The sequence below is a fragment of the Streptomyces tritici genome (assembly GCF_048500665.1).
Lineage (GTDB): Bacteria > Actinomycetota > Actinomycetes > Streptomycetales > Streptomycetaceae > Streptomyces > Streptomyces tritici.
In genome coordinates, this window is the sequence record NZ_CP183183.1 from 5,196,355 (window position 1) to 5,217,568 (window position 21,214).

General features: G+C 73.1%; 15 protein-coding genes. 12 read left to right on the top strand and 3 right to left on the bottom strand.

The window, feature by feature from the left end:
• Nucleotides 1-158 precede the first annotated feature (158 nt).
• The 5 genes from ACNJ93_RS24155 (at nucleotide 159) to ACNJ93_RS24175 (ending at nucleotide 8,321) form a co-directional block, all read left to right on the top strand.
• Nucleotides 159-1,646 carry a diaminobutyrate--2-oxoglutarate transaminase family protein gene (locus ACNJ93_RS24155; RefSeq protein WP_418959518.1) on the top strand — a complete coding sequence of 496 codons (1,488 nt, stop codon included), beginning with the start codon at nucleotides 159-161 and terminating at the stop codon, nucleotides 1,644-1,646.
• A complete protein-coding gene (locus ACNJ93_RS24160; RefSeq protein WP_418959519.1) occupies nucleotides 1,643-3,571 on the top strand; it encodes an IucA/IucC family protein in 1,929 nt (642 codons plus the stop codon). The genes ACNJ93_RS24155 and ACNJ93_RS24160 overlap by 4 nt, the downstream gene beginning before the upstream one ends.
• A gap of 36 nt (nucleotides 3,572-3,607) precedes the next feature.
• Nucleotides 3,608-4,414 carry a GNAT family N-acetyltransferase gene (locus ACNJ93_RS24165; RefSeq protein WP_418959520.1) on the top strand — a complete coding sequence of 269 codons (807 nt, stop codon included), beginning with the start codon at nucleotides 3,608-3,610 and terminating at the stop codon, nucleotides 4,412-4,414.
• 62 nt (nucleotides 4,415-4,476) lie between these two features.
• Nucleotides 4,477-6,273, top strand: coding sequence for an IucA/IucC family protein (locus ACNJ93_RS24170; protein WP_418959521.1), 1,797 nt, complete (start codon nucleotides 4,477-4,479; stop codon nucleotides 6,271-6,273).
• Nucleotides 6,274-6,347: 74 nt separating this feature from the next.
• Nucleotides 6,348-8,321 carry an ATP-dependent DNA helicase gene (locus tag ACNJ93_RS24175; protein WP_418959522.1) on the top strand — a complete coding sequence of 658 codons (1,974 nt, stop codon included), beginning with the start codon at nucleotides 6,348-6,350 and terminating at the stop codon, nucleotides 8,319-8,321.
• Between the two features lie 127 nt (nucleotides 8,322-8,448).
• On the opposite strand, the gene lexA is transcribed toward ACNJ93_RS24175, so the two are convergent.
• Entirely contained in the window at nucleotides 8,449-9,243 is a 795-nt protein-coding gene (gene lexA / locus ACNJ93_RS24180) for a transcriptional repressor LexA (protein WP_418959523.1), read from the bottom strand.
• Nucleotides 9,244-9,787: 544 nt separating this feature from the next.
• Between lexA and nrdR the strand changes: the two genes are divergently transcribed.
• The 3 genes from nrdR (at nucleotide 9,788) to ACNJ93_RS24195 (ending at nucleotide 14,695) form a co-directional block, all read left to right on the top strand.
• Nucleotides 9,788-10,297 carry a transcriptional regulator NrdR gene (nrdR, locus tag ACNJ93_RS24185; protein WP_418959524.1) on the top strand — a complete coding sequence of 170 codons (510 nt, stop codon included), beginning with the start codon at nucleotides 9,788-9,790 and terminating at the stop codon, nucleotides 10,295-10,297.
• A gap of 181 nt (nucleotides 10,298-10,478) precedes the next feature.
• Nucleotides 10,479-13,373 carry a vitamin B12-dependent ribonucleotide reductase gene (locus ACNJ93_RS24190; RefSeq protein ID WP_418959525.1) on the top strand — a complete coding sequence of 965 codons (2,895 nt, stop codon included), beginning with the start codon at nucleotides 10,479-10,481 and terminating at the stop codon, nucleotides 13,371-13,373.
• Nucleotides 13,374-13,510: 137 nt separating this feature from the next.
• Complete coding sequence (locus ACNJ93_RS24195) at nucleotides 13,511-14,695, top strand: hypothetical protein (RefSeq protein WP_418959526.1); 1,185 nt, start codon at nucleotides 13,511-13,513, stop codon at nucleotides 14,693-14,695.
• A gap of 53 nt (nucleotides 14,696-14,748) precedes the next feature.
• Here the strand turns inward: ACNJ93_RS24195 and ACNJ93_RS24200 are convergent, their stop codons facing one another.
• Both ACNJ93_RS24200 and ACNJ93_RS24205 read right to left on the bottom strand, forming a co-directional pair.
• Nucleotides 14,749-15,279, bottom strand: a complete 531-nt coding sequence (locus ACNJ93_RS24200; RefSeq protein WP_418959527.1) for a TerD family protein — start codon at nucleotides 15,277-15,279, stop codon at nucleotides 14,749-14,751.
• A gap of 86 nt (nucleotides 15,280-15,365) precedes the next feature.
• Nucleotides 15,366-16,337 (bottom strand): DUF1152 domain-containing protein, encoded by a 972-nt coding sequence (locus ACNJ93_RS24205; RefSeq protein ID WP_418959528.1) that lies wholly within the window; start codon nucleotides 16,335-16,337, stop codon nucleotides 15,366-15,368.
• A gap of 102 nt (nucleotides 16,338-16,439) precedes the next feature.
• Here ACNJ93_RS24205 and ACNJ93_RS24210 point away from each other — a divergent pair, with 102 nt between their 5' ends.
• The 4 genes from ACNJ93_RS24210 to ACNJ93_RS24225 all read left to right on the top strand — a co-directional run bounded on the left by ACNJ93_RS24210 (nucleotide 16,440) and on the right by ACNJ93_RS24225 (nucleotide 20,993).
• Nucleotides 16,440-17,045: a YdbC family protein gene (locus ACNJ93_RS24210; RefSeq protein ID WP_418959529.1), complete on the top strand. Its 606-nt coding sequence runs from the start codon at nucleotides 16,440-16,442 to the stop codon at nucleotides 17,043-17,045.
• 158 nt (nucleotides 17,046-17,203) lie between these two features.
• On the top strand, nucleotides 17,204-17,863 hold the full coding sequence (locus tag ACNJ93_RS24215) for a histidine phosphatase family protein (protein ID WP_418959530.1): 660 nt from the start codon (nucleotides 17,204-17,206) through the stop codon (nucleotides 17,861-17,863).
• 12 nt (nucleotides 17,864-17,875) lie between these two features.
• The gene (locus ACNJ93_RS24220) at nucleotides 17,876-18,787 is read left to right on the top strand and encodes an ADP-ribosylglycohydrolase family protein (protein WP_418959531.1); all 912 of its coding nucleotides are present in this window, start codon (nucleotides 17,876-17,878) and stop codon (nucleotides 18,785-18,787) included.
• A 325-nt stretch (nucleotides 18,788-19,112) separates the two neighbouring features.
• Nucleotides 19,113-20,993: a DUF4153 domain-containing protein gene (locus tag ACNJ93_RS24225; protein ID WP_418961512.1), complete on the top strand. Its 1,881-nt coding sequence runs from the start codon at nucleotides 19,113-19,115 to the stop codon at nucleotides 20,991-20,993.
• Nucleotides 20,994-21,214 lie beyond the last annotated feature (221 nt).

Below are 21,214 nucleotides of genomic sequence, written 5' to 3' on the forward strand. Positions count from 1 at the left end.
ATGCCCGCGCCGGTGGGGACGGTTCCCGCCCGGTCCACGGTTCCGGACGGTCCCAGGAAGTTGCCCCCGGGCCGTGGCCCCCGGCAGTCCGCGTCGTTGGTACGTACGGGGGACACAGCGATGTGCAACGCAACTGTGACAGCGGAGGACGCGACACCGTGGCCGTGACCGAACCAGCTCCGGCGGTACGTCCGCACCCACGCGGGGGGAACGCGCCGGCGCGAGCGGAGACCCGCGAGGGGTACGAGGGCATCCTGCGGCGCCAGTCGCTGCGCGAGTCCGCGGCCCGGACCTACGCGCGCTCCCTGCCCATCGTCCCGGTCCGCGCCCGGGGCCTGACCATCGAGGGCGCCGACGGCCGGCGCTACCTCGACTGCCTGTCGGGCGCCGGCACCCTCGCCCTGGGCCACAACCACCCGGTGGTCCTGGAGGCCATCAAGAAGGTCATCGACTCCGGAGCCCCGCTCCACGTCCTCGACCTGGCCACCCCGGTCAAGGACGCCTTCACCACCGAACTGTTCGCCACCCTGCCCGGCCCGCTCGCCGACGACGCGCGCATCCAGTTCTGCGGCCCGGCCGGCACCGACGCCGTCGAGGCCGCCCTCAAACTGGTCCGCACCGCCACCGGCCGCAGCGGACTGCTCGCCTTCACCGGCGCGTACCACGGCATGACGGCGGGCGCCCTCGACGCCTCCGGCGGCGCCCCCGACGTACGCGTCACCCGGCTTCCGTACCCGCAGGACTACCGCTGTCCGTTCGGCGTCGGCGGCGAGCGCGGGGCCGAACTCGGGGCGCGCTGGACCGAGAACCTCCTCGACGACCCCAAGAGCGGCACCGGCACACCGGCCGCGATGATCCTCGAACCCGTCCAGGGCGAGGGCGGCGTCATCCCCGCGCCCGACGCCTGGATGCGCCGGATGCGCCGGATCACCGAGGAGCGCGGCATCCCGCTCATCGCCGACGAGGTGCAGACCGGCGTCGGCCGCACCGGCGCGTTCTGGGCCGTCGAGCACAGCGGCGTGGTGCCCGACGTCATGGTCATGTCCAAGGCCATCGGCGGCTCCCTGCCGCTCGCCGTCGTGGTCTACAAGTCGACTCTCGACGCCTGGGAACCGGGCGCCCACGCCGGCACCTTCCGCGGCAACCAACTGGCCATGGCCGCCGGCGCGGCCACCCTCGCGTACGTACGCGAGAACCGGCTCGCCGAGCGCGCGGCCACCCTCGGCGCACGCATGCTGGGCGCCCTCCAGGGCCTGGCCGCCGCCCACCCCTGCATCGGCGACGTACGCGGCCGGGGCCTGATGATCGGCGTCGAACTCGTCGACCCGGAGGCCGAGCGCCCCCGCGCCTCGGACCCCGTCGGCGACGCCGTGCCACCGCCCGCGCCCGCCCTGGCCGCCGCCGTCCAGCAGGCCTGCCTGGAGCGCGGGCTGATCGTCGAACTCGGCGGCCGGTACAGCTCCGTGGTCCGGCTCCTGCCCCCGCTCACCCTCACCGACGAACAGGCCGGGGCCGTCCTCGACCGGTTCGCCGACGCCCTGGCCGCCGCCGAGCGCGGCCGGCGGCACCGGACCGACACCGGTACCTCCCCCCGCCCCCGGACCGAACCGGACCGAACCCGGCCCCAGCCCAAGGAAGCCCCGTGAACGCCAGTCCCGCACCCGAAGCGCCCGACGCCCGTCCCCCCGTCGCCGGCCGCGGCACGCTCGCCGTCGACGTGGCCACCGTCCCGCGCCAGCACCACGGCCCGTACGACCCCCGGCCCACGGCCACCGCCGAACCGCCCGCGCCCGAACCGCCGGAGCCCGCCGAACCGCCCGCGCCCGCCGTGGTGCAGGCGTCCGCCGCGCTCGGCGACGACCTGCTCGACCATCCCGACCACGACCGCGCCGCCGACGCCGCCGCCGTCGAGAACCTGCTGCGCTGCTGGACCCGCGAGAAGAACCTCCCCGCACCCGGCGACACCCTGCGCATCCCGCTCGACGCCAGCGGCACCGCCCTGCTCGTCCCCGTCCGGTACTGGTCGCCCACCGGCTGGCACCGCTTCGGCGCGCCCGTCCTGGACGGCGCCCCGCGCAGCGCAGCGCCCGTCGACGCCGTCACCGTCGCCGCGCTCCTCAGCCGCGAGAGCGGCCGCCCCGAGGGCGCCGACCTCGTCGGCCGCGTCGCCGACTCCGTACGCCGCACCGCCGGGTTCATCGCCGAGCGACGGCGCCGGCCCGGGCCGCCCCCGGCCGCCGACCCCTTCCTCGCCGCCGAGCAGTCCCTGCTCCTCGGCCACCCCCTGCACCCCACCCCGAAGAGCCGCGAAGGACTCTCCGACTCCGAGGCCCGGCTCTACTCGCCGGAACTCCACGGCGCCTTCCCGCTCCACTGGATGGCCGTCGACCGCACCGTCCTCGCCACCGACTCGGCCTGGACCGAACAGGGCCGCCCCGTCTCCGCCGCACGCCTCGCCACCGGCTTCGCCGAGGGCCTGCCCGTCCCCGAGGGAACCGTCCCGCTGCCGCTGCACCCCTGGCAGGCCCGCGAACTGCGGCACCGCCCCGCCGTCGCCGAACTCCTCGACGCCGGACTCGTCCACGACCTCGGCCCGTACGGCCGGCCCTGGCACCCCACCTCCTCGGTGCGCACCGTGCACCGCCCCGACGCCCGCGCCATGCTCAAGCTCTCGCTCGGCGTGCGGATCACCAACTCCCGCCGGGAGAACCTCCGCAAGGAACTCCACCGCGGCGTCGAGGTCCACCGGCTGCTGCGCACCGGACTCGCCGAGCAGTGGCAGGCCGCCCACCCCGGCTTCGACATCGTCCGCGACCCCGCCTGGCTCGCCGTGGACGGCGCCGACGGCGAACCGATCCCCGGGTTCGACGTGATGATCCGCCACAACCCCTTCGGCCCGGACGACGACGCCGTCTGCATCGCCTCGCTCACCGCCCCGCGCCCCTGGCCCGGCAGCACCCGGATGCGCTCCCGCCTGGCCGACCTGGTCATCCGCCTCGCCGCGCGCACCGGCCGGCCCACCGGGGCCGTCGCCGCCGAGTGGTTCCTGCGCTACCTCGACCAGGTCGTCCGCCCCGTGCTCTGGCTCGACGGCGCTGCCGGCGTGGCCCTGGAGGCGCACCAGCAGAACACCCTCGTCCTGCTCGACGCCGACGGCTGGCCGGTCGGCGGCCGCTACCGGGACAACCAGGGCTACTACTTCCGCGAGTCGCACCGCGACGAGCTGGACAAGCGCCTGCCCGGCATCGGCACCGTCAGCGACACCTTCGTCTCCGACCAGGTCACCGACGAGCGCTTCGCGTACTACCTCGGGATCAACAACGTCCTCGGCCTGATCGGCGCGTTCGGCGCCCAGCGGCTCGCCGACGAGCGCGTCCTGCTCGCCGCGTGCCGCCAGTTCCTCGGCACCGTCACCGGCCTGGGCTCGCCGCTGCCGCACCGCCTCCTGGAGGCCGCGACGCTGCGCTGCAAGGCCAACCTGCTGACCCGGCTGCACGGACTCGACGAACTCGTCGGCCCCGTCGACACCCAGTCCGTGTACGTCACCGTCGCCAACCCGCTCCGCTCCTGACCCCACCCTCTGTCCCCCGCCGAGAGGAGAGCGCCCATGCCTCCCACCGATGCGCGCACCGGCACCGGAGCCCCGCCCCGTCCGCCGTCCCCCGCGGGCGCCGACGACACCACGCTGGAACTGCGGCTCCCCGCGGGCTTCCTCGCCCTGCTCGCGGACACCGCGGACGGACCGGCCGAGCCCGGCGCGCCCGGAGCGGGCCGGGCGGACCGCCGGCCCGAGTCCGGTCCGCCGCGGTCCGGTCCGCCCCGGTCCCGTCCGCCCCAGGCCGACGACCTGCTCGACTCGGTCGGCGCCTGGGGCGCGGCCACGACCCTCGCCGGTACCTTCCGTCTCGCCCCCGTACGGCTCGACCGCGACCTGCGGACCGTCGCCCGCTGGATGAACGATCCCGCCGTCGACGCCTTCTGGGAGCTCGCCGGACCCGAGTCCGTCACCGCCGAGCACCTCGCGGCCCAACTCGACGGCGACGGCCGCAGCGTGCCCTGCCTCGGCGTGCTCGACGGCACGCCCATGAGCTACTTCGAGCTCTACCGCGCCGACCTCGACCCGCTGGCCCGGCACTACCCGGCCCGCCCGCACGACACCGGCGTGCACCTGCTCATCGGTGGCGGAGCCGACCGGGGCCGCGGCCTCGGCACCCTCCTGCTGCGGGCCGTCGCCGACCTCGTCCTCGACCACCGCCCGCGCTGCACCCGCGTCGTCGCCGAACCGGACGTCCGCAACACCCCGTCCGTCTCCGCCTTCCTGAGCGCCGGATTCCGCTACGCCGCGGAACTGGAGCTCCCCGACAAGCGCGCCGCGCTCATGGTCCGCGACCGCGCCCTCCGCCACGTGCTGTGAACCGAACCCCCGACGTGCACACACCGCCCTGTCCACAGCGGTCCATACCTTGAGGAGTCCCCGTGCCGACGTCCCCTGCCACCCACGACTCCACACCCCCGCCCACGCCGCTGCTCGCCCCGCCCGAGCTCAATCCGGAGGCCTGGACGCGGGCCGCCGCCCGGCTCCTCGCCAAGATGATCGGCGAGTTCGCCTACGAGGAGATCCTCGAACCGCGCCCCTCCGGCCCCGGCACGTACACCCTCCGCCTCGACGACGACTCCACGCTCGCCTTCGCCGCCCGCCGCGGCGCCTACGGCCACTGGGGCGTGGACCCCGGTTCGGTCACCCGCGACGGCCGGCCCCTCACCGACCCGCTGGACTTCCTGGTCCGCTCCCGCCAGGCCCTCGGCCTCGACGGGGCGACCCTCGGCCACCTCATCCGCGAGCTCACCACCACCCTCGCCGCCGACGCCCGCCTCGGCCACACCGCCCTCGACGCCGCCCGGCTCGCCGACCTCGACTACGCCGCGCTCGAAGGCCACCAGACCGGCCACCCCTGGATCGTCGTCAACAAGGGCCGCATCGGCTTCTCCGCCACGGACGCCGCCCGCTGGAGCCCCGAGGCCCGGAGCCCGGCCCGGCTGCCCTGGATCGCGGTCGCCCGCACGCTCGCCCGGTACCGCGGCACCGATGCCCTGGCCACGCCCGACCGGCTCTACACGCGCGAACTGGACCCGGCCGTCCGCGACCGCTTCGACGCCGTGCTGCGCGGACGCGGACTGGACCCCGCCCGGTACCTCCTGCTGCCCGTCCACCCCTGGCAGTGGGACGAGATCCTGCTCCCGCTCTTCGCCCCCGCGATCGCGGACGGCTCGATCGTCCCGCTGCCCGCCGACGACGACCTGCGCCTCCCGCAGCAGTCCGTCCGCACCTTCCTCAACACCAGCCGGCCCGACCGGCACACCGTGAAGCTCCCGCTGTCCGTGCTCAACACGCTCGTCTGGCGCGGCCTGCCGACCGAGCGCACCCTCGCCGCGCCCGCCGTCACCGCCTGGGTCCACGCCCTGCGCGACGGGGACCCGTTCCTGCGCGACGAGTGCGGGGTGATCCTGCTCGGCGAGGTCGCCTCGGTGACCGTCGAGCATCCGCTGTACGACCGGCTGCCGGAGGTCCCGTACCAGTACAAGGAGCTGCTCGGCGCGATCTGGCGCGAGCCGCTCCGGCTGCCGCCGGGCGAGCGGGCCCGCACCCTCGCCTCCCTGCTGCACACCGACCCGGACGGCCGGGCCTTCGTCGCCGAGCTGGTCGCCCGCTCCGGGCTCGCGCCCCGGGACTGGCTCCGGCGGCTCTTCGCCGCTCTGCTCCCGCCGCTGCTGCACTTCCTCTACCGGTACGGCACGGTCTTCTCGCCGCACGGCGAGAACGCGATCGTGGTGTACGACGACCGGGACGTCCCCGTACGCCTGGCCATCAAGGACTTCGTGGACGACGTGAACATCAGCGCCCAGCCGCTGCCCGAGCACGACTCCCTGCCGGACGACGTCCGGGCGGTGCTGCTCACGGAGGAGCCGGGCTTCCTCACCCAGTTCATCCACTCCGGGCTCTTCGTCGGCGTCTTCCGCTACCTCGCCCCGCTCTGCGAGGAGCAACTCGACGTCCCGGAGGGTGAATTCTGGGAGCTGGTCCGCGACGAGATCCTGCGCCACCAGGCCCGCTTCCCCGAGCTGAAGGAGCGGTTCGAGCTCTTCGACCTGCTCGCCCCGCGGATCGAGCGGCTCTGTCTGAACCGTAACCGGCTGCACCTGGACGGCTACCGGGACCGGCCCGAGCGCCCGCACGCGGCGGTCCACGGCACCGTCGCCAATCCACTGGCCTGATCGGTTCGCGCGCCCGTTCGCGGAAGGGCGCGTGTGATCGGAGTGTCAGTGCCGCCCCGTAGGCTGGTCGCGCTATGACGAAGCCATCCCTCCCCGATCTCCTCCACGCCGCCGTCTCCGCCGTCGGCGGTGTGGAGCGGCCCGGCCAGGTCGCCATGGCCGAGGCGGTCGCCGAAGCCATCGACGGCAACTCCCACCTCCTGGTGCAGGCCGGCACCGGCACCGGCAAGTCCCTCGGCTACCTGGTGCCCGCGCTGGCGCAGGGGGAGAAGGTGGTCGTCGCCACGGCGACGCTGGCGCTCCAGCGCCAGCTGGTCGAGCGCGACCTGCCCCGGACGGTGGAGGCGCTGCATCCGCAGCTGCGCCGCCGTCCGGAGTTCGCGATGCTCAAGGGGCGGTCGAACTATCTGTGCCTGCACCGCCTCCACGAGGGCGTCCCGCAGGACGAGGAGGACGGGCTCTTCGACCCGTTCGAGGCCGCCGCGCCGACCAGCAAGCTGGGCCAGGACCTGCTGCGGCTGCGGGACTGGGCGGACGAGACGGAGACCGGCGACCGGGACGACCTGACGCCGGGCGTGTCCGACCGGGCCTGGGCGCAGGTGTCGGTCGCCTCCCGCGAGTGCCTGGGCGCGACGAAGTGCGCGTACGGGGCGGAGTGCTTCGCCGAGGCGGCCCGGGAGCGCGCCAAGCTGGCCGAGGTGGTGGTGACCAACCACGCGCTGCTGGCCATCGACGCCATCGAGGGCGCCCCGGTGCTCCCGCAGCACGAGGTGCTGATCGTCGACGAGGCGCACGAACTGGTCTCCCGGGTGACCGGGGTCGCCACCGGCGAGCTCACCCCGGGCCAGGTGAACCGGGCGGTCAAGCGGGCCGCGAAGCTGGTGGACGAGAAGATCGCGGACCAGCTGCAGACCGCCGCCGAGGGCTTCGAGCGCCTGATGGAGCTGGCCCTGCCCGGCCGCCTGGAGGAGATCCCGGAGGACCTGGGCTACGCGCTGATGGCGCTGCGGGACGCCTCGCGCAATGTGATCAGCGCCCTGGGCACGACGCGCGACAAGTCCGTGCAGGACGAGGACGCCGTGCGCAAGCAGGCCCTCGCCTCGGTGGAGACCGTGCACGGCGTGGCCGAGCGGATCACCCAGGGCTCGGAGTACGACGTGGTCTGGTACGAGCGGCACGACCGCTTCGGGGCCTCGCTGCGGGTCGCGCCGCTGTCGGTCTCCGGGCTGCTGCGGGAGAAGCTGTTCGCGGATCGTTCGGTGGTGCTGACCTCGGCCACGCTCAAGCTGGGCGGCGACTTCAACGGGGTGGGTGCCTCGCTCGGGCTCGCCCCGGAGGGGACGCAGGGCGACGAGCTGCCGGTGTGGAAGGGCATCGACGTCGGCTCGCCGTTCGACTACCCGAAGCAGGGGATCATGTACGTCGCCAAGCACCTGGCCAAGCCGGCCCGGGACGGCGACCGCACGGACATGCTGGACGAGCTCACGGAGCTGATCCAGGCGGCGGGCGGACGGACGCTCGGGCTGTTCTCCTCGATGCGGGCGGCCCAGCTGGCGGCGGAGGAGCTGCGCGGCAGGATCCCGGAGTACCCGGTGCTGCTGCAGGGCGAGGACACCCTCGGCGAGCTGATCAAGAACTTCGCGGCCGATCCGAAGACGTGTCTGTTCGGGACGCTGTCGCTCTGGCAGGGCGTGGACGTGCCGGGGCCGAGCTGTCAGCTGGTCGTGATGGACAAGATCCCGTTCCCGCGACCGGACGACCCGCTGATGAGCGCCCGGCAGAAGGCCGTGGAGGAGGCGGGCGGCAACGGCTTCATGGCGGTGGCGGCGACGCACGCGGCCCTGCTGATGGCGCAGGGCGCCGGCCGGCTCGTCCGGGCGACGGGGGACCGGGGCGTGGTCGCCGTACTGGACCCGCGGCTGGCCACGGCGCGGTACGGCAGCTATCTGAAGGCGTCGATGCCGGATTTCTGGTACACGACGGACCGGAACCAGGTCCGCAAGTCCCTGGCGGCGATCGACGCCGCCTCGAAGGCGGCGGGGGCCTGAGGGACGGCACTTCCGCTGCGGCCCCGAGCGGGCCCGCGGCGGACGCCGGCGACAGGCCGTGGGCACAGCAGGGCCCCGGGACCGGCGCAGTGGGTCCCGGGGCCCGGTCGGAGCCGGCGGGGTGAGGTCACACCCGCCGGAGCACGGCCACCACCTTGCCGAGGATGGTCGCCTCGTCGCCGGGGATGGGCTGGTACGCCGCGTTGTGCGGGAGCAGCCAGACGTGGCCGTCCTCGCGCTTGAAGCGCTTCACGGTGGCCTCGCCGTCCAGCATGGCGGCGACGATGTCGCCGTTCTCGGCGACGGGCTGGCGGCGGACGGTGACCCAGTCGCCGTCGCAGATGGCGGCCTCGATCATGGAGTCGCCGACGACCTTGAGCACGAACAGCTCTCCGTCGCCGACGAGCTGGCGGGGGAGGGGGAAGACGTCCTCGACCGACTCCTCGGCGAGGATGGGGCCGCCGGCCGCGATCCGGCCGACCAGGGGGACGTACGAGGCGGCCGGCTTGCCGGTGGTGTCGGTGGGCTGGCTGCTCGGCTGGTCCGAGCCGCGGACCTCGTAGGCGCGCGGGCGGTGCGGGTCGCGCCGGAGGAAGCCCTTGCGCTCCAGAGCCATGAGCTGGTGGGCCACGGACGACGTGCTGGACAGACCCACCGCCTGGCCGATCTCACGCATCGACGGCGGGTAGCCCCGCCGCTGGACCGAGTCCCGGATGACCTCGATGACCCGGCGCTGACGGTCCGTGAGTCCGGAGCTGTCCGCCCGGATGCCGGGAGGTCGTCCTGGCAGCGAGCGCGCGGGGCGCGGCGGCTCGGAGCCTTCCGGGTTCGTGGCTGCGTCGTTCATGGCATGCACCGGCTCGAATCGGCTCTGGGAGCGGTCCTGGGCAGTGATGGTGGCACTGTCTGCGGTGGTGGTCACGTCGTCGGCCCCTCTCGAATGGTCTCCCTAGCTGGACAACGGTAGTGGCTTTCGAAAGGTTGCGCCAAACACACGTTCGAGTGAAAAAACGCGGATTGCCTTACGCCTGTACGTGACTGGGTGTATATGCGGGCCCGCGCCCGCAGGTCTCACGGCCCCGACGGTACCGAGCGTGTCCGGCCCGCGGAGGGGCGGGGTCGGGGTCAGTGTGGCACCCGGCGGTCGCGGAACCGTGGCCCGGCGCGCCGCGGTGGCGTGGCGGCTGGGCCGTCCGTGGAGCCCGCTTTCCGGTCCGCCGGGCCCTTCCCGTACGCTCTTCGCCGATCCCCGGTGTTCCCGGCGTCCCGAGCGGCGCGCGACACGCGCATGCTCCGAAATTGGCGACCGACACCAGATCTAGTGGTTGGATGCTGACGGCCACCCAGAAGTTGTGGTCCCCGGTCTTTCGGGGGCGCGTGCATCGCCTATGCTGGTGGCTGCTTCGAGGGCCTTGACCGGGCCTGGTGAGGCTATTCAGTCGTGCCGTGAGGGAGGGTCGAAAGTCGTGCATTGCCCCTTCTGCAGGCACCCCGACAGCCGAGTCGTCGACAGTCGCACCACCGACGACGGGACGTCGATCCGACGCCGGCGCCAGTGCCCCGACTGCTCCCGCCGCTTCACCACGGTGGAGACGGCGTCACTCATGGTGATCAAGCGGTCGGGCGTCACCGAGCCCTTCAGCCGCACCAAGGTCATCTCCGGCGTGCGCAAGGCGTGCCAGGGGCGGCCCGTCACCGAGGACGCCCTCGCCCAGCTCGGCCAGCGGGTCGAGGAGGCGGTGCGCGCCACCGGCAGCGCCGAGCTGACCACCCATGACGTGGGCCTGGCCATCCTCGGCCCGCTTCAGGAGCTCGACCTCGTCGCGTACCTGCGCTTCGCGTCGGTGTACAAGGCTTTCGACAGCCTGGAGGACTTCGAGGCCGCCATCGCGGAACTCCGCGAGCGGCCTCCCGCTGAGGAACACGGGCGCGGCGCGACCCCCGAGGTCCCCGTTCCCGCCACCGCCGCCGACTGATCCGGCGGCGCCGGGCCGAGCAGGACCCGGCGACCCGGCCGCGACGCGGCCGGACACAGAGACCAGCCCCGGGCGTCGTGAGCGCGGAGTCCGTGGCAGCAGTACAGAACGCAGTACAGAAGATGGTGCCCTGGGATTATCTGGGCGCCGCAGGGTGTTTTGCCCGTATATGGGAGGCGGCATGACAGAGACGGCGAGCGGTCCGGCACGAGGTTCCCGAGCCAAGGGGGCCAAGGCGGGCAAGGGCCTGCGCATCGAGCGCATCCACACCACCCCCGGCGTGCATCCGTACGACGAGGTGGTCTGGGAGCGCCGTGACGTCGTCATGACCAACTGGCGCGACGGCTCGGTGAACTTCGAGCAGCGTGGCGTCGAGTTCCCCGACTTCTGGTCGGTGAACGCGGTCAACATCGTCACCAGCAAGTACTTCCGCGGGGCCGTCGGCACCCCGCAGCGCGAGGTCAGCCTCAAGCAGCTGATCGACCGCATCGTGAAGACCTACCGGAAGGCCGGCGAGGAGTACGCCTACTTCGCCTCGCCCGCCGACGCCGAGATCTTCGAGCACGAGCTGGCCTACGCCCTCCTGCACCAGATCTTCAGCTTCAACAGCCCCGTCTGGTTCAACGTCGGCACCCCGCAGCCCCAGCAGGTCTCCGCCTGCTTCATCCTGTCCGTCGACGACTCCATGGAGTCGATCCTCGACTGGTACAAGGAAGAGGGCATGATCTTCAAGGGCGGCTCCGGCGCCGGCCTGAACCTCTCCCGCATCCGCTCCTCCAAGGAGTTGCTCTCCTCCGGCGGCAACGCCTCCGGCCCGGTCTCCTTCATGCGCGGCGCCGACGCCTCCGCCGGCACCATCAAGTCCGGTGGCGCCACCCGCCGCGCCGCGAAGATGGTCGTGCTCGACGTCGACCACCCCGACATCGAGGACTTCATCGAGACCAAGGTCAAGGAGGAGGAGAAGATCCGCGTCCTGCGCGACGCGGGCTTCGACATGGACCTGGGCGGCGACGACATCACGTCCGTCCAGTACCAGAACGCCAACAACTCGGTCCGCGTGAACGACGAGTTCATGAAGGCGGTCGAGACGGGCGGCAAGTTCGGCCTGCGCGCCCGCATGACCGGCGAGGTCATCGAGGAGGTCGACGCCAAGGCGCTCTTCCGCAAGATCGCCGAGGCCGCCTGGGCCTGCGCCGACCCGGGCATCCAGTACGACGACGTCATCAACAACTGGCACACCTGCCCCGAGTCCGGCCGGATCACCGCGTCGAACCCGTGCAGCGAGTACATGCACCTGGACAACACGTCCTGCAACCTGGCCTCGCTGAACCTGATGAAGTTCCTGAAGGACGACGGCAAGGGCAAGCAGTCCTTCGAGACCGAGCGCTTCCAGAAGGTCGTCGAGCTGGTCATCACCGCGATGGACATCTCCATCTGCTTCGCGGACTTCCCGACCCAGAAGATCGGCGAGAACACCCGCGCCTTCCGCCAGCTCGGCATCGGCTACGCCAACCTCGGCGCCCTGCTGATGGCCACCGGCCACGCGTACGACTCGAACGGCGGCCGCGCCCTGGCCGGAGCCATCACCTCCCTGATGACCGGCACCGCCTACCGCCGCTCCGCCGAGCTGGCCGCCGTCGTCGGCACCTACGACGGCTACGCCCGCAACGCCCAGGCCCACAACCGGGTCATGAAGCAGCACGCCGACGCCAACGGCACGGCCGTCCGCATGGACGACCTGGACACCCCGGTCTGGGCCGCCGCCACGGAGGCCTGGCAGGACGTCCTGCGCCTCGGCGAGAAGAACGGTTTCCGTAACTCCCAGGCGTCCGTGCTCGCCCCGACCGGCACCATCGGTCTCGCGATGTCCTGCGACACCACCGGCGTCGAGCCCGACCTGGCCCTGGTCAAGTTCAAGAAGCTCGTCGGCGGCGGCTCGATGCAGATCGTCAACGGCACCGTCCCGCAGGCCCTGCGCCGCCTGGGCTACCAGGAGGAGCAGATCGAGGCGATCGTCGCCCACATCGCCGAGCACGGCAATGTGATCGACGCGCCCGGCCTGAAGACCGAGCACTACGAGGTCTTCGACTGCGCCATGGGCGAGCGCGCCATCTCCCCGATGGGCCACGTCCGCATGATGGCCGCGATCCAGCCCTGGATCTCCGGCGCGATCTCCAAGACGGTCAACATGCCGGAGACGGCGACCGTCGAGGAGGTCGAGGAGATCTACTACGAGGCCTGGAAGCTCGGCGTCAAGGCGCTCGCGATCTACCGCGACAACTGCAAGGTCGGCCAGCCGCTCTCCGCCAAGAAGAAGGAGGACGAGAAGGCCGAGGTGACCGCGAAGACCGAGGCGACGATCCGCGAGGCCGTCGAGAAGGTCGTCGAGTACCGCCCGGTCCGCAAGCGCCTCCCGAAGGGCCGCCCGGGGATCACCACCTCCTTCACCGTCGGTGGCGCCGAGGGCTACATGACCGCCAACTCCTACCCGGACGACGGTCTCGGCGAGGTCTTCCTGAAGATGTCGAAGCAGGGCTCCACCCTCGCGGGCATGATGGACGCCTTCTCCATCGCCGTCTCCGTCGGCCTTCAGTACGGCGTCCCGCTCGAAACGTACGTCTCGAAGTTCACCAACATGCGCTTCGAGCCGGCCGGCATGACGGACGACCCGGACGTGCGGATGGCGCAGTCGATCGTCGACTACATCTTCCGCCGCCTGGCGCTGGACTTCCTGCCCTTCGAGACGCGCTCGGCGCTCGGCATCCACTCCGCCGAGGAGCGCCAGCGTCACCTGGAGACGGGCTCCTACGAGCCCGCCGACGACGAGGTCGACGTCGAGGGCCTGGCCCAGTCCGCGCCCCGCACCCAGGAGCTGAAGGCCGTCGCCACGCCGAAGGTCGAGGCCGAGGCGGTCAAGCCCGCCCCGAAGCAGGCGCACACCAGCGCCGAACTGGTGGAGATGCAGCTGGGCATCCAGGCCGACGCCCCGCTCTGCTTCTCCTGCGGCACCAAGATGCAGCGCGCCGGCTCCTGCTACATCTGCGAGGGCTGCGGCTCGACCAGCGGCTGCAGCTGATGAGGGCATAGCCCGGGGGTGACCCCGGGGGGAGGGCGGTGGAGCCGATGCGTCGGCGCCACCGCCCTCTTGTCGTGAGGGGGCGGCCGTGACAGGGTGCGCTTCATGATCAAGAGAATCGAGTCCTCCGTCCGCCGGTGAGCGCGACGCCCGGCGCCACGCCGTCCGGCGCCCCTCGCACGCTGTTCGACCTCGCCCTCCGGTACCACCGGACGAACCCGGACGCGCCCCTGCCGCGCGGCGGGGCGCGGTTCCCCCTCCGGCCACGCGGCGACGAGGGGCCGCTTCCGGACCACACACGCGCCGCCGTCGAGGTGGCGGCGCTGCTGGACCGGTACTTCGCCGATCCGAGGGTCCCGCCCCGCGCGCTGGCCGCCCGGCTCGACGGCCTTCCGGCCGCCTACGGCCCCGACGAGCACATCGGCCGCGCCGCGGCGCGGGCGCCTGCGGCCAAGGCCCGGCAGACCGGCCGGTGGCTGGTCCGGCACGGCACCGGGCCCGGCGCCGTCTGCGCCGGACTCGCCCTGCTCGCGGAGGCCGGGACCGCGCACGACATCCCGCGGATCCAGACCATCGGCCTGCACGCGAACGCCTTCGGCCACCTTGCCGCAGTCGCCCTGGAACGCCTCCCCGGCGGTGTCGAGGCGCTGCTGTGGCTCGCGGACCGCGTCACCGAGTGGGGGCGGGTCCACGTGGTGCACGAGCTCTGCCGGCACGCGGACGCCCACCCGGCCGTACGGCCGTGGCTGCTGCGGAAGGCGCTGGCCCGGGGGGAATTCCTCAACAGCTACGTCGTCGACCACGTCCTGCGCGTCACCGCGCCCCACGAGGCGGTCGTCCAGCACGGACGGGACACCGACGTGATGGACCACGCCGGGCGGCTCCTCCATGTGATGACGTACGCCGAGGGCATGGGGACTTCTCTGCGTCACTACCCGCACGCGCTCGCGGTGCTGGAGGCGCACGTCCGCCACCTCGGGAAGGCGGACCCGACGGTCGAGCGGTACTTCACGGGGGCGAGCGTCGCCCACCACCTGGGCGTGGAGACCCCGGTCGGGACCGATGGCCCGGCGCTGAAGGCCGGTTGGGACACGGTCCGGAAGGCGTACCTCGGCCTGCTGGACCGTGCGGAGTGGTGCGCGACGGCCCGGGAGGGCCTGGCGGCCGGTGACGAGTGGCTGGGGATGCTCGCGCACTCCGTGGCGCCGGAACTCGGTCTGCGGGCGTACCTCGGCGACGCGCCGGGCGGGGAGTCCCACGGAGAGGAGTCCCACAGAGAGGAGTCCCCCTGCGCGGAGTTTCCCTGCACGGAGTCCCTCTGAAGGAGCGGGCCCGGTGCACGCACCGGGCCCGCCTCTTCGTCGTCGTCGCGCGGCTAAACCTGCCGCGCGCCCATCAGCGCCGCGAACTCTTGCGGCTCGGCGTCGAAGCCGCGCGGGATCGCCCGGTACTCCCAGCCGTTCGCGCCGTCCCGGGTGAACTCCACCACCGTTGCCGCCGTCGCGTCCCCCAGAGCGGCGAAGTCGTCCTTCAGCAGCTCCACATGGCCCTCGCGGACCAGGACACCCGTGTGGGCGATGTCGCCGAAGGTCCGGCGGCCCCCGCCCTGCTGTATCGCCACGCCCACCACGACCCGCCCGTACGCCGGGGCGATCCGCTCCAGCTCGACCGTGAGCGCCTCGTCGTAGCCGAAACCCTGGCCCGTACGGCTGTCCCGGTTCAGCGTGATCGTGCCGTCGGGGGAGCGGCTGCCGAAATGGACCAGATAGACCGGCGCCCCGTACGGGTCGTCGGCGCCGTACACGCCGGCGATGATGTCGAGGTCGTGCTCCGGCGCTCCCATCGGACTGGGGTCCCACTTGAGCGTCACCTCGACCTTGCCGACCCCCTTGTTGAGACCGCCCACCGTCAATCCCCTCTCTCGATGCGACCGACTGCCCGTGGTCGCGGGCAGGTTGCTCATCGTGTCATGCCGGGCCCGGAGCATCTGGATCAGTGCGGGTAGCGCACCGGCGGCCGCTGCCGTACCACCTCGTCCCGGAACTCCGCGATGGCACTGGCCACTTGGCGCAGCAGAACGGTCTGCTCGATGCGGTCCAGATACAGGCAGCGGGCGGCGATCCCGCTCAGCTCGAAGGCGAAGTACAGGGACATCAGCGGGTTCACGAACAGTTCGCTGCCGCGGGTCCGCTCGGTGAACCGGACGTCCCCGAAGGAACCCTGGACCGCCGCCGCGATCGAGCCGTTCACGATGCTGGGCTGGTCCGGGGTCCGGTGCCGGGCGTGCGCGACCGCGTCCAGGTAGAGCGCGCCCTCCCGGGTGGCGCGCGAGACCGAGAACGCGCCGAGGTACGCCCCTTCGCGCTCCAGGGCGGCGATGTTCTCCAGGACCAGGCCGTGGCTCACCCCGTGGTACGCGTCGACGCCGAAGCCGATCGAGACGACGAGCCGCTCGGTCAGCCCGGGCAGGTCGTCGATCCCGGCGAGCGCCGCGACGCTGGTCAGGTCCTCCTCCGGGGTCCCGAGCCCCGACTCGTCGCCGCGCATCAGGATGTCCGTGCCGCCGTCGGCCAGCACGACGGCGTCTATCCCGTAGTGCTCGATCAGCGCCCGGTACGCGGCCCGCAGCGGCTGCACCCCGACCCGCTCCAGGGCGTGCACCTTCGCCGGGTAGCCGTGCAGCTTCAGCCACTGGGCGAGGGTGCGCTCCGGGAAGTAGGTCTGGTGGGGCGAGCTCTCGGGGGTGACCACGGCGACGTCGGGCGCGAGCCAGGCGTCCTCCGGCAGCCCGCCGATCGAGCTGAAGGTGAGGTTGGCGAGGTGCACCTCCTTGCCCTGGTGGAGCAGCGACAGGGCGATCGGCAGTCCCGCGTACACGTCGAAGCCGCCGCCGGCCCCGGCGACCAGGACGCGCTCGGCCGAACCGAGCCGGGAAAAAAGGGGATTGGTGTGCAGTGCCGTCATGCGGATCATTGTGCGAGCCTGCGCGGGCGCCGGCATTCGCTTATCGGGTGATCGCTCCGCGGACCTCTGACGGGGCGTCGTCCTGAGCCGTACCATGGCGCGGTGCTGGTCAAGTGGATTCGCTGCACCGTGGTGGACCGTAGAGGGTTCGAACGGGGGCAGCGGAAGTGGGCGGGGCTGCTGGGGGAGCCGGGCTTCCGGGGGCAGGGCGGGGGCTGGAGCCGCCGACGGCCCGATGTCGCCCATGTCTTCTCCTTCTGGGAGAGCCGGGCGTTCTACGACTCCTTCATGGCGCGGGCCCACGACCGGCTCGCGGCCTCGCAGGCCGGCACGTTCAAGGACGCGCAGGTCAAGCTGTTCGACCACCGCTTCGACGTGAAGACGGGCTTCGAGCCGGGCTTCGCCGACGCGGACGTGGCCCGGGTGGCGCACTGCCGGGTGCACGAGGAGCGCGTCGAGCACTTCGCGCTGATGCAGGAGAAGGTGTGGAACCCGGCCATGGCCGGGTCGCCGGGGATGCTGCGCGGGCTGTTCGGCGAGGCGCCCGGGCACGAGTTCCTGGTCCTGTCGCTGTGGCACTCGGCGGCCGAGCACGGCAAGTACCGCACCGAGCGCGTCGAACGGCTCGGCCTGCGGGCGCAGACGGAGGCGGACATCGCGGCGATGTCGGGGGACGTGGTCGCGCTGGAGCCGGCCTGGACGGTGTGAGGCGCCGCGCCCGCCGCGCCCGCCGCGCCTCCCACGCGCTCCCCGGCGCTCCCGTGTTCCGTAGGACCCCGGCCTCCTCGCCGTACGCCGTACCCAGGACGTACCCCGTCCGACCGGCCGGCTGAGCCGCCCCGGAGCGGTCGAACTAGGGTCGGGGCATGGCACGACCACGGCGCATCGTCCTCGTCCGCCACGGAGAGTCCGTCGGCAACGTCGACGACTCGGTGTACGAGCGCGAGCCCGACCACGCGCTCGCGCTCACCGAGAACGGGCTGCGCCAGGCGGAGCGGACCGGCGAGCGGCTGCGCGCGCTCTTCGGCGACGAACGCGTCAGCGTCTACGTCTCGCCGTACCGCCGCACCCACGAGACCCTCCGCGCCTTCCGGCTCGACCCCGCGCGCGTGCGGGTGCGGGAGGAGCCGCGGCTGCGCGAGCAGGACTGGGGGAACTGGCAGGAGCGGGAGGACGTGCGGCTCCAGAAGGTCTACCGCGACGCGTACGGGCACTTCTTCTACCGCTTCGCCCAGGGCGAGTCCGGAGCCGACGTGTACGACCGGGTGGGCGCGTTCCTGGAGAGCCTGTACCGGAGCTTCGAGGCGCCCGACCACCCGCCGAACGTCCTCCTCGTCACCCACGGGCTCACCATGCGGCTGTTCTGCATGCGGTGGTTCCACTGGACGGTCGCCGAGTTCGAGTCGCTGTCCAATCCGGGCAACGGGGAGACCCGGACGCTGCTCCTGGGGGAGGACGGGCGCTACACCCTGGACCGGCCGTTCGACCGCTGGCGGAGCCCGGAACCGTACGGCGGCACCGGATAGAGTGAGAGGGAGATGACCGCTGACTCCTCTCCCGACCGGCGCTTCGCACGCGCCCTCGCCAGCCTGCGCGGCCTGGCCGTGGGGGACGCCCTGGGTTCCCAGTACTTCGTCCCCGTGAACTACCCCCTGCTGAAGCGACGCGAGGTGCCCGCCGGGCCCTGGCAGTGGACCGACGACACCGAGATGGCCTGCTCCGTCCTCGCCGTGCTCGCCGCCCACGAGCGCATCGACCAGGACGCCCTCGCCCACTCCTTCGCCGAGCACCACGACTTCGACCGCGGCTACGGCCCCGCCGTGAACCGCATGCTGCGCCTGATCCGCGAGGGCGGCGACTGGCGAGAACTCGCCGCGGCGCTGTTCAACGGCCAGGGCTCCTGGGGGAACGGCGCCGCCATGCGCGTCGCCCCGCTCGGCGCCTGGTACGCCGACGACCCCGAGCAGGCCACGCACCAGGCCGAGATCTCCGCCTACACCACCCACCAGCACCGCGAGGCCGTGGTCGGGGCCATGGCGGTGGCCGCCGCCGCCGCGCTCGCGGCGGATCCGGCCGGCCCGCCGACGCCCGAGGCGCTGCTCGACGGCGTCGTCGCCCTGATCCCGCGCAGCGCGGTCGGCGCGGGGCTGCGCCGGGCGCGCGACATGCTCGACTACGCGGACGCCGCCACGGTCGCGGCGGTGCTCGGCAGCGGGCGGCGCACCAGTGCCCACGACACCGTCCCGTACGCGCTCTGGTCGGCCGCCCGGGCGCTCGGCGACTACGAGCAGATGTTCTGGACCACCGCCCAGGTCGGCGGGGACGTCGACACGACCTGCGCCATCGCCGGCGGCGTCGTCGCGGCCACGGCCCAGGGCGCGCCCCCGGCCGCGTGGCTGGAGCAGACCGAGGACCTGCCGGCGTGGCTGCCGGGCGGCGTGGGCGCCTGAGCTCTGTCACGGTCCTGCCACAGCATGGGCCGGGGCCCGTCCGGCCGGGGGCCGGAAACGTGTCACGGCGCTAGCCTGACGGGCACCGCGCGCCGCTGATCATGAAATGGGCGCCGAAGAGACCCCGGACCGCAGCCGCCGCGTCGCCCCACCCCCGGCCGGTTGTGCCGGGGGAGGGAGGGGTCCCGTGTCCGACACAGAGTCCATACCGCCGCCGCCGGAGGAGCCGACGCCTGAGGACCGGCGTCCTGCCGGGGCGGAGCCGGGAGAACCGAGGCAGGCCGGGGCGCAGCCGGCGGCCGGAGAGCCGTCAGCGGCGGAGCCGGTGGCCACGGAGCCGGCGGCTGCGGCGCCTGCAGAGGTGCGACCGGCGGCGCAGAAGCCGACCGAGGGGGAGCCGTCGCAGGCTGCACAGCAGTCGCAGCAGCCCCAGCAGGCGCAGCCCGTACCGCCGTCGCAGCCCGTGCCGCCGTCCCAGCCGTCGCAGGCCGCGCAATCGTCCCGGCCGTCGCAGCCTCCCGCCGGCGCGCAGCTGCCGCAGCAGGCCCAGGCTCAGGCTCAAGCCCGAGTTCAGGCTCAGCCCCCGTACCCCCACGTCGCCTACCAGCCGTGGGTGCCGCCGGGCCAGGGGCCGGTGAACAGCCCGCTCGACAAGCTGCGCCCGCCCGCCCCCGCCCGGGCGACCCTGCCGACGCTGTGGGCGATCCTCGCGACCGGCCTGCTCACCGCCCTCCTCCTGGACGGCGGCCTGGGCGTCAACCTGCTGATCATCGCTGTCCCGGCCGTCCTCGCCGCCGGCTTCGCCGCCCGCGCCGCCGGCCGCCGCCTGCGCCCGTGGACCCTGGTCTGGGCGCTCGGCGGCCTCGCCCTGCTGGCCGTGCCCGCGCTGGTGGACGCCGGCTGGCCGACCTTCCTCGCGATCGTCTCCGCACTCGCCCTCACCGCGTTCGCCCTGCACGGCGGCCGCGGCTGGCCCAGCGTCCTGTTCAGCCCCTTCGGCCTGGTCCATTCGCTGGGCTCGGGAACCGTGTGGACCTGGAAGAGCCTGCGCGCCCGTGCCGAGGGCTCGCGCGGCCGCTGGGGGCCGGTGCTGCGCCCCGTCCTGGTCGCCGTCGTGCTCCTCGTCGTCTTCGGCGCGCTCTTCGCGGGCGCCGACGCCGCCTTCGCCGACCTGCTCGGCTCGCTCATGCCGGACGTGTCGCTGGAGCAGGCCCCGTGGCGCTTCGCGCTGTTCCTGCTCGGCCTCTTCGGCGCGATCGCCGTCGCCCGCACCGGCGCGGCGCCGCTGCGCTGGGACCGCATGGAGGTCAAGCCGGGCCGGGCCCGCGGCCGCATGGAGTGGGCGCTTCCGCTGGTCGTCCTCAACCTGCTGTTCGCGGCCTTCATCACGGTCCAACTGACCGTCCTCTTCGGCGGATACGACAAGGTGCTGAAGGAGACCGGGCTCACCTACAGCGAGTACGCCCGGCAGGGCTTCTGGCAACTGCTCGTCGCGACGCTGCTGACGCTCCTGGTCATCGGCCTGGCGCTGCGCTGGGCCCCGCGCTCCGACGCCCGCGACCGGACCCTGGTCCGTTCCGTCCTCGGCGCGCTGTGCCTGCTGACCCTGGTCGTGGTGGCGTCGGCACTGCGCAGGATGGACCTGTACGTCGACGCGTACGGGCTGACGCGGCTGCGGATCTCGGTCACGGCGATGGAGATCTGGCTCGGCGTCGTCATCGTGCTGATCATGGCCGCCGGTGTCTTCGGGGCCCGGCTGCTGCCCCGCGCCGTCGCCGCGAGCGCGGCGGTCGCGGTGCTCGGATTCGGCCTGATCTCGCCGGACGCGGTCATCGCGCAGAGCAACGTCGACCGCTTCGAGCGGACCGGGAAGATCGACATCGACTACCTGGACGGCCTCTCCGCCGACGCCGTACCCGCCCTGGACCGGCTGCCCGAGCCCCGGAGGTCGTGCGCCCTCGTGCACCTCGAGAGGCAGCTGCGCGCCGAGGAGTCCTGGTACGGGACCAGTTGGAGCCGCGAGCGCGCCCGGGAGATCCTCTCCGAGCGGAAGGTGAAATGGATCCCCGACGCCTGCGGGATGAAAAGCCGGGACGTCCTGGACGACGACTACGACCCGGAGAACGACGGTGATCCGTACGGCACGACCGACCCGTACGAGACGACCGACCCGTACAGCACGGCCGACCCGTACGGAGCGCCCTGACGCCCACGCGTCCGCAGTTCCCTGACGCCACGCGTCCGCAGTTCCCTGACGCTCAGGCGTCCGCAGGGCCCTGACGCGCACCCGCACCTCGCGCCCCGACGCGCGATCCGGCCACCCGTCCGGTCCGTCCCGCCCCTCGCGGGACGGACCGGACGCGTCGCCTCCGGGCTGGACCTCGGCGGGCGACCGGAAACCGGGTTCCGCGCGCGGCGCGCATCGGC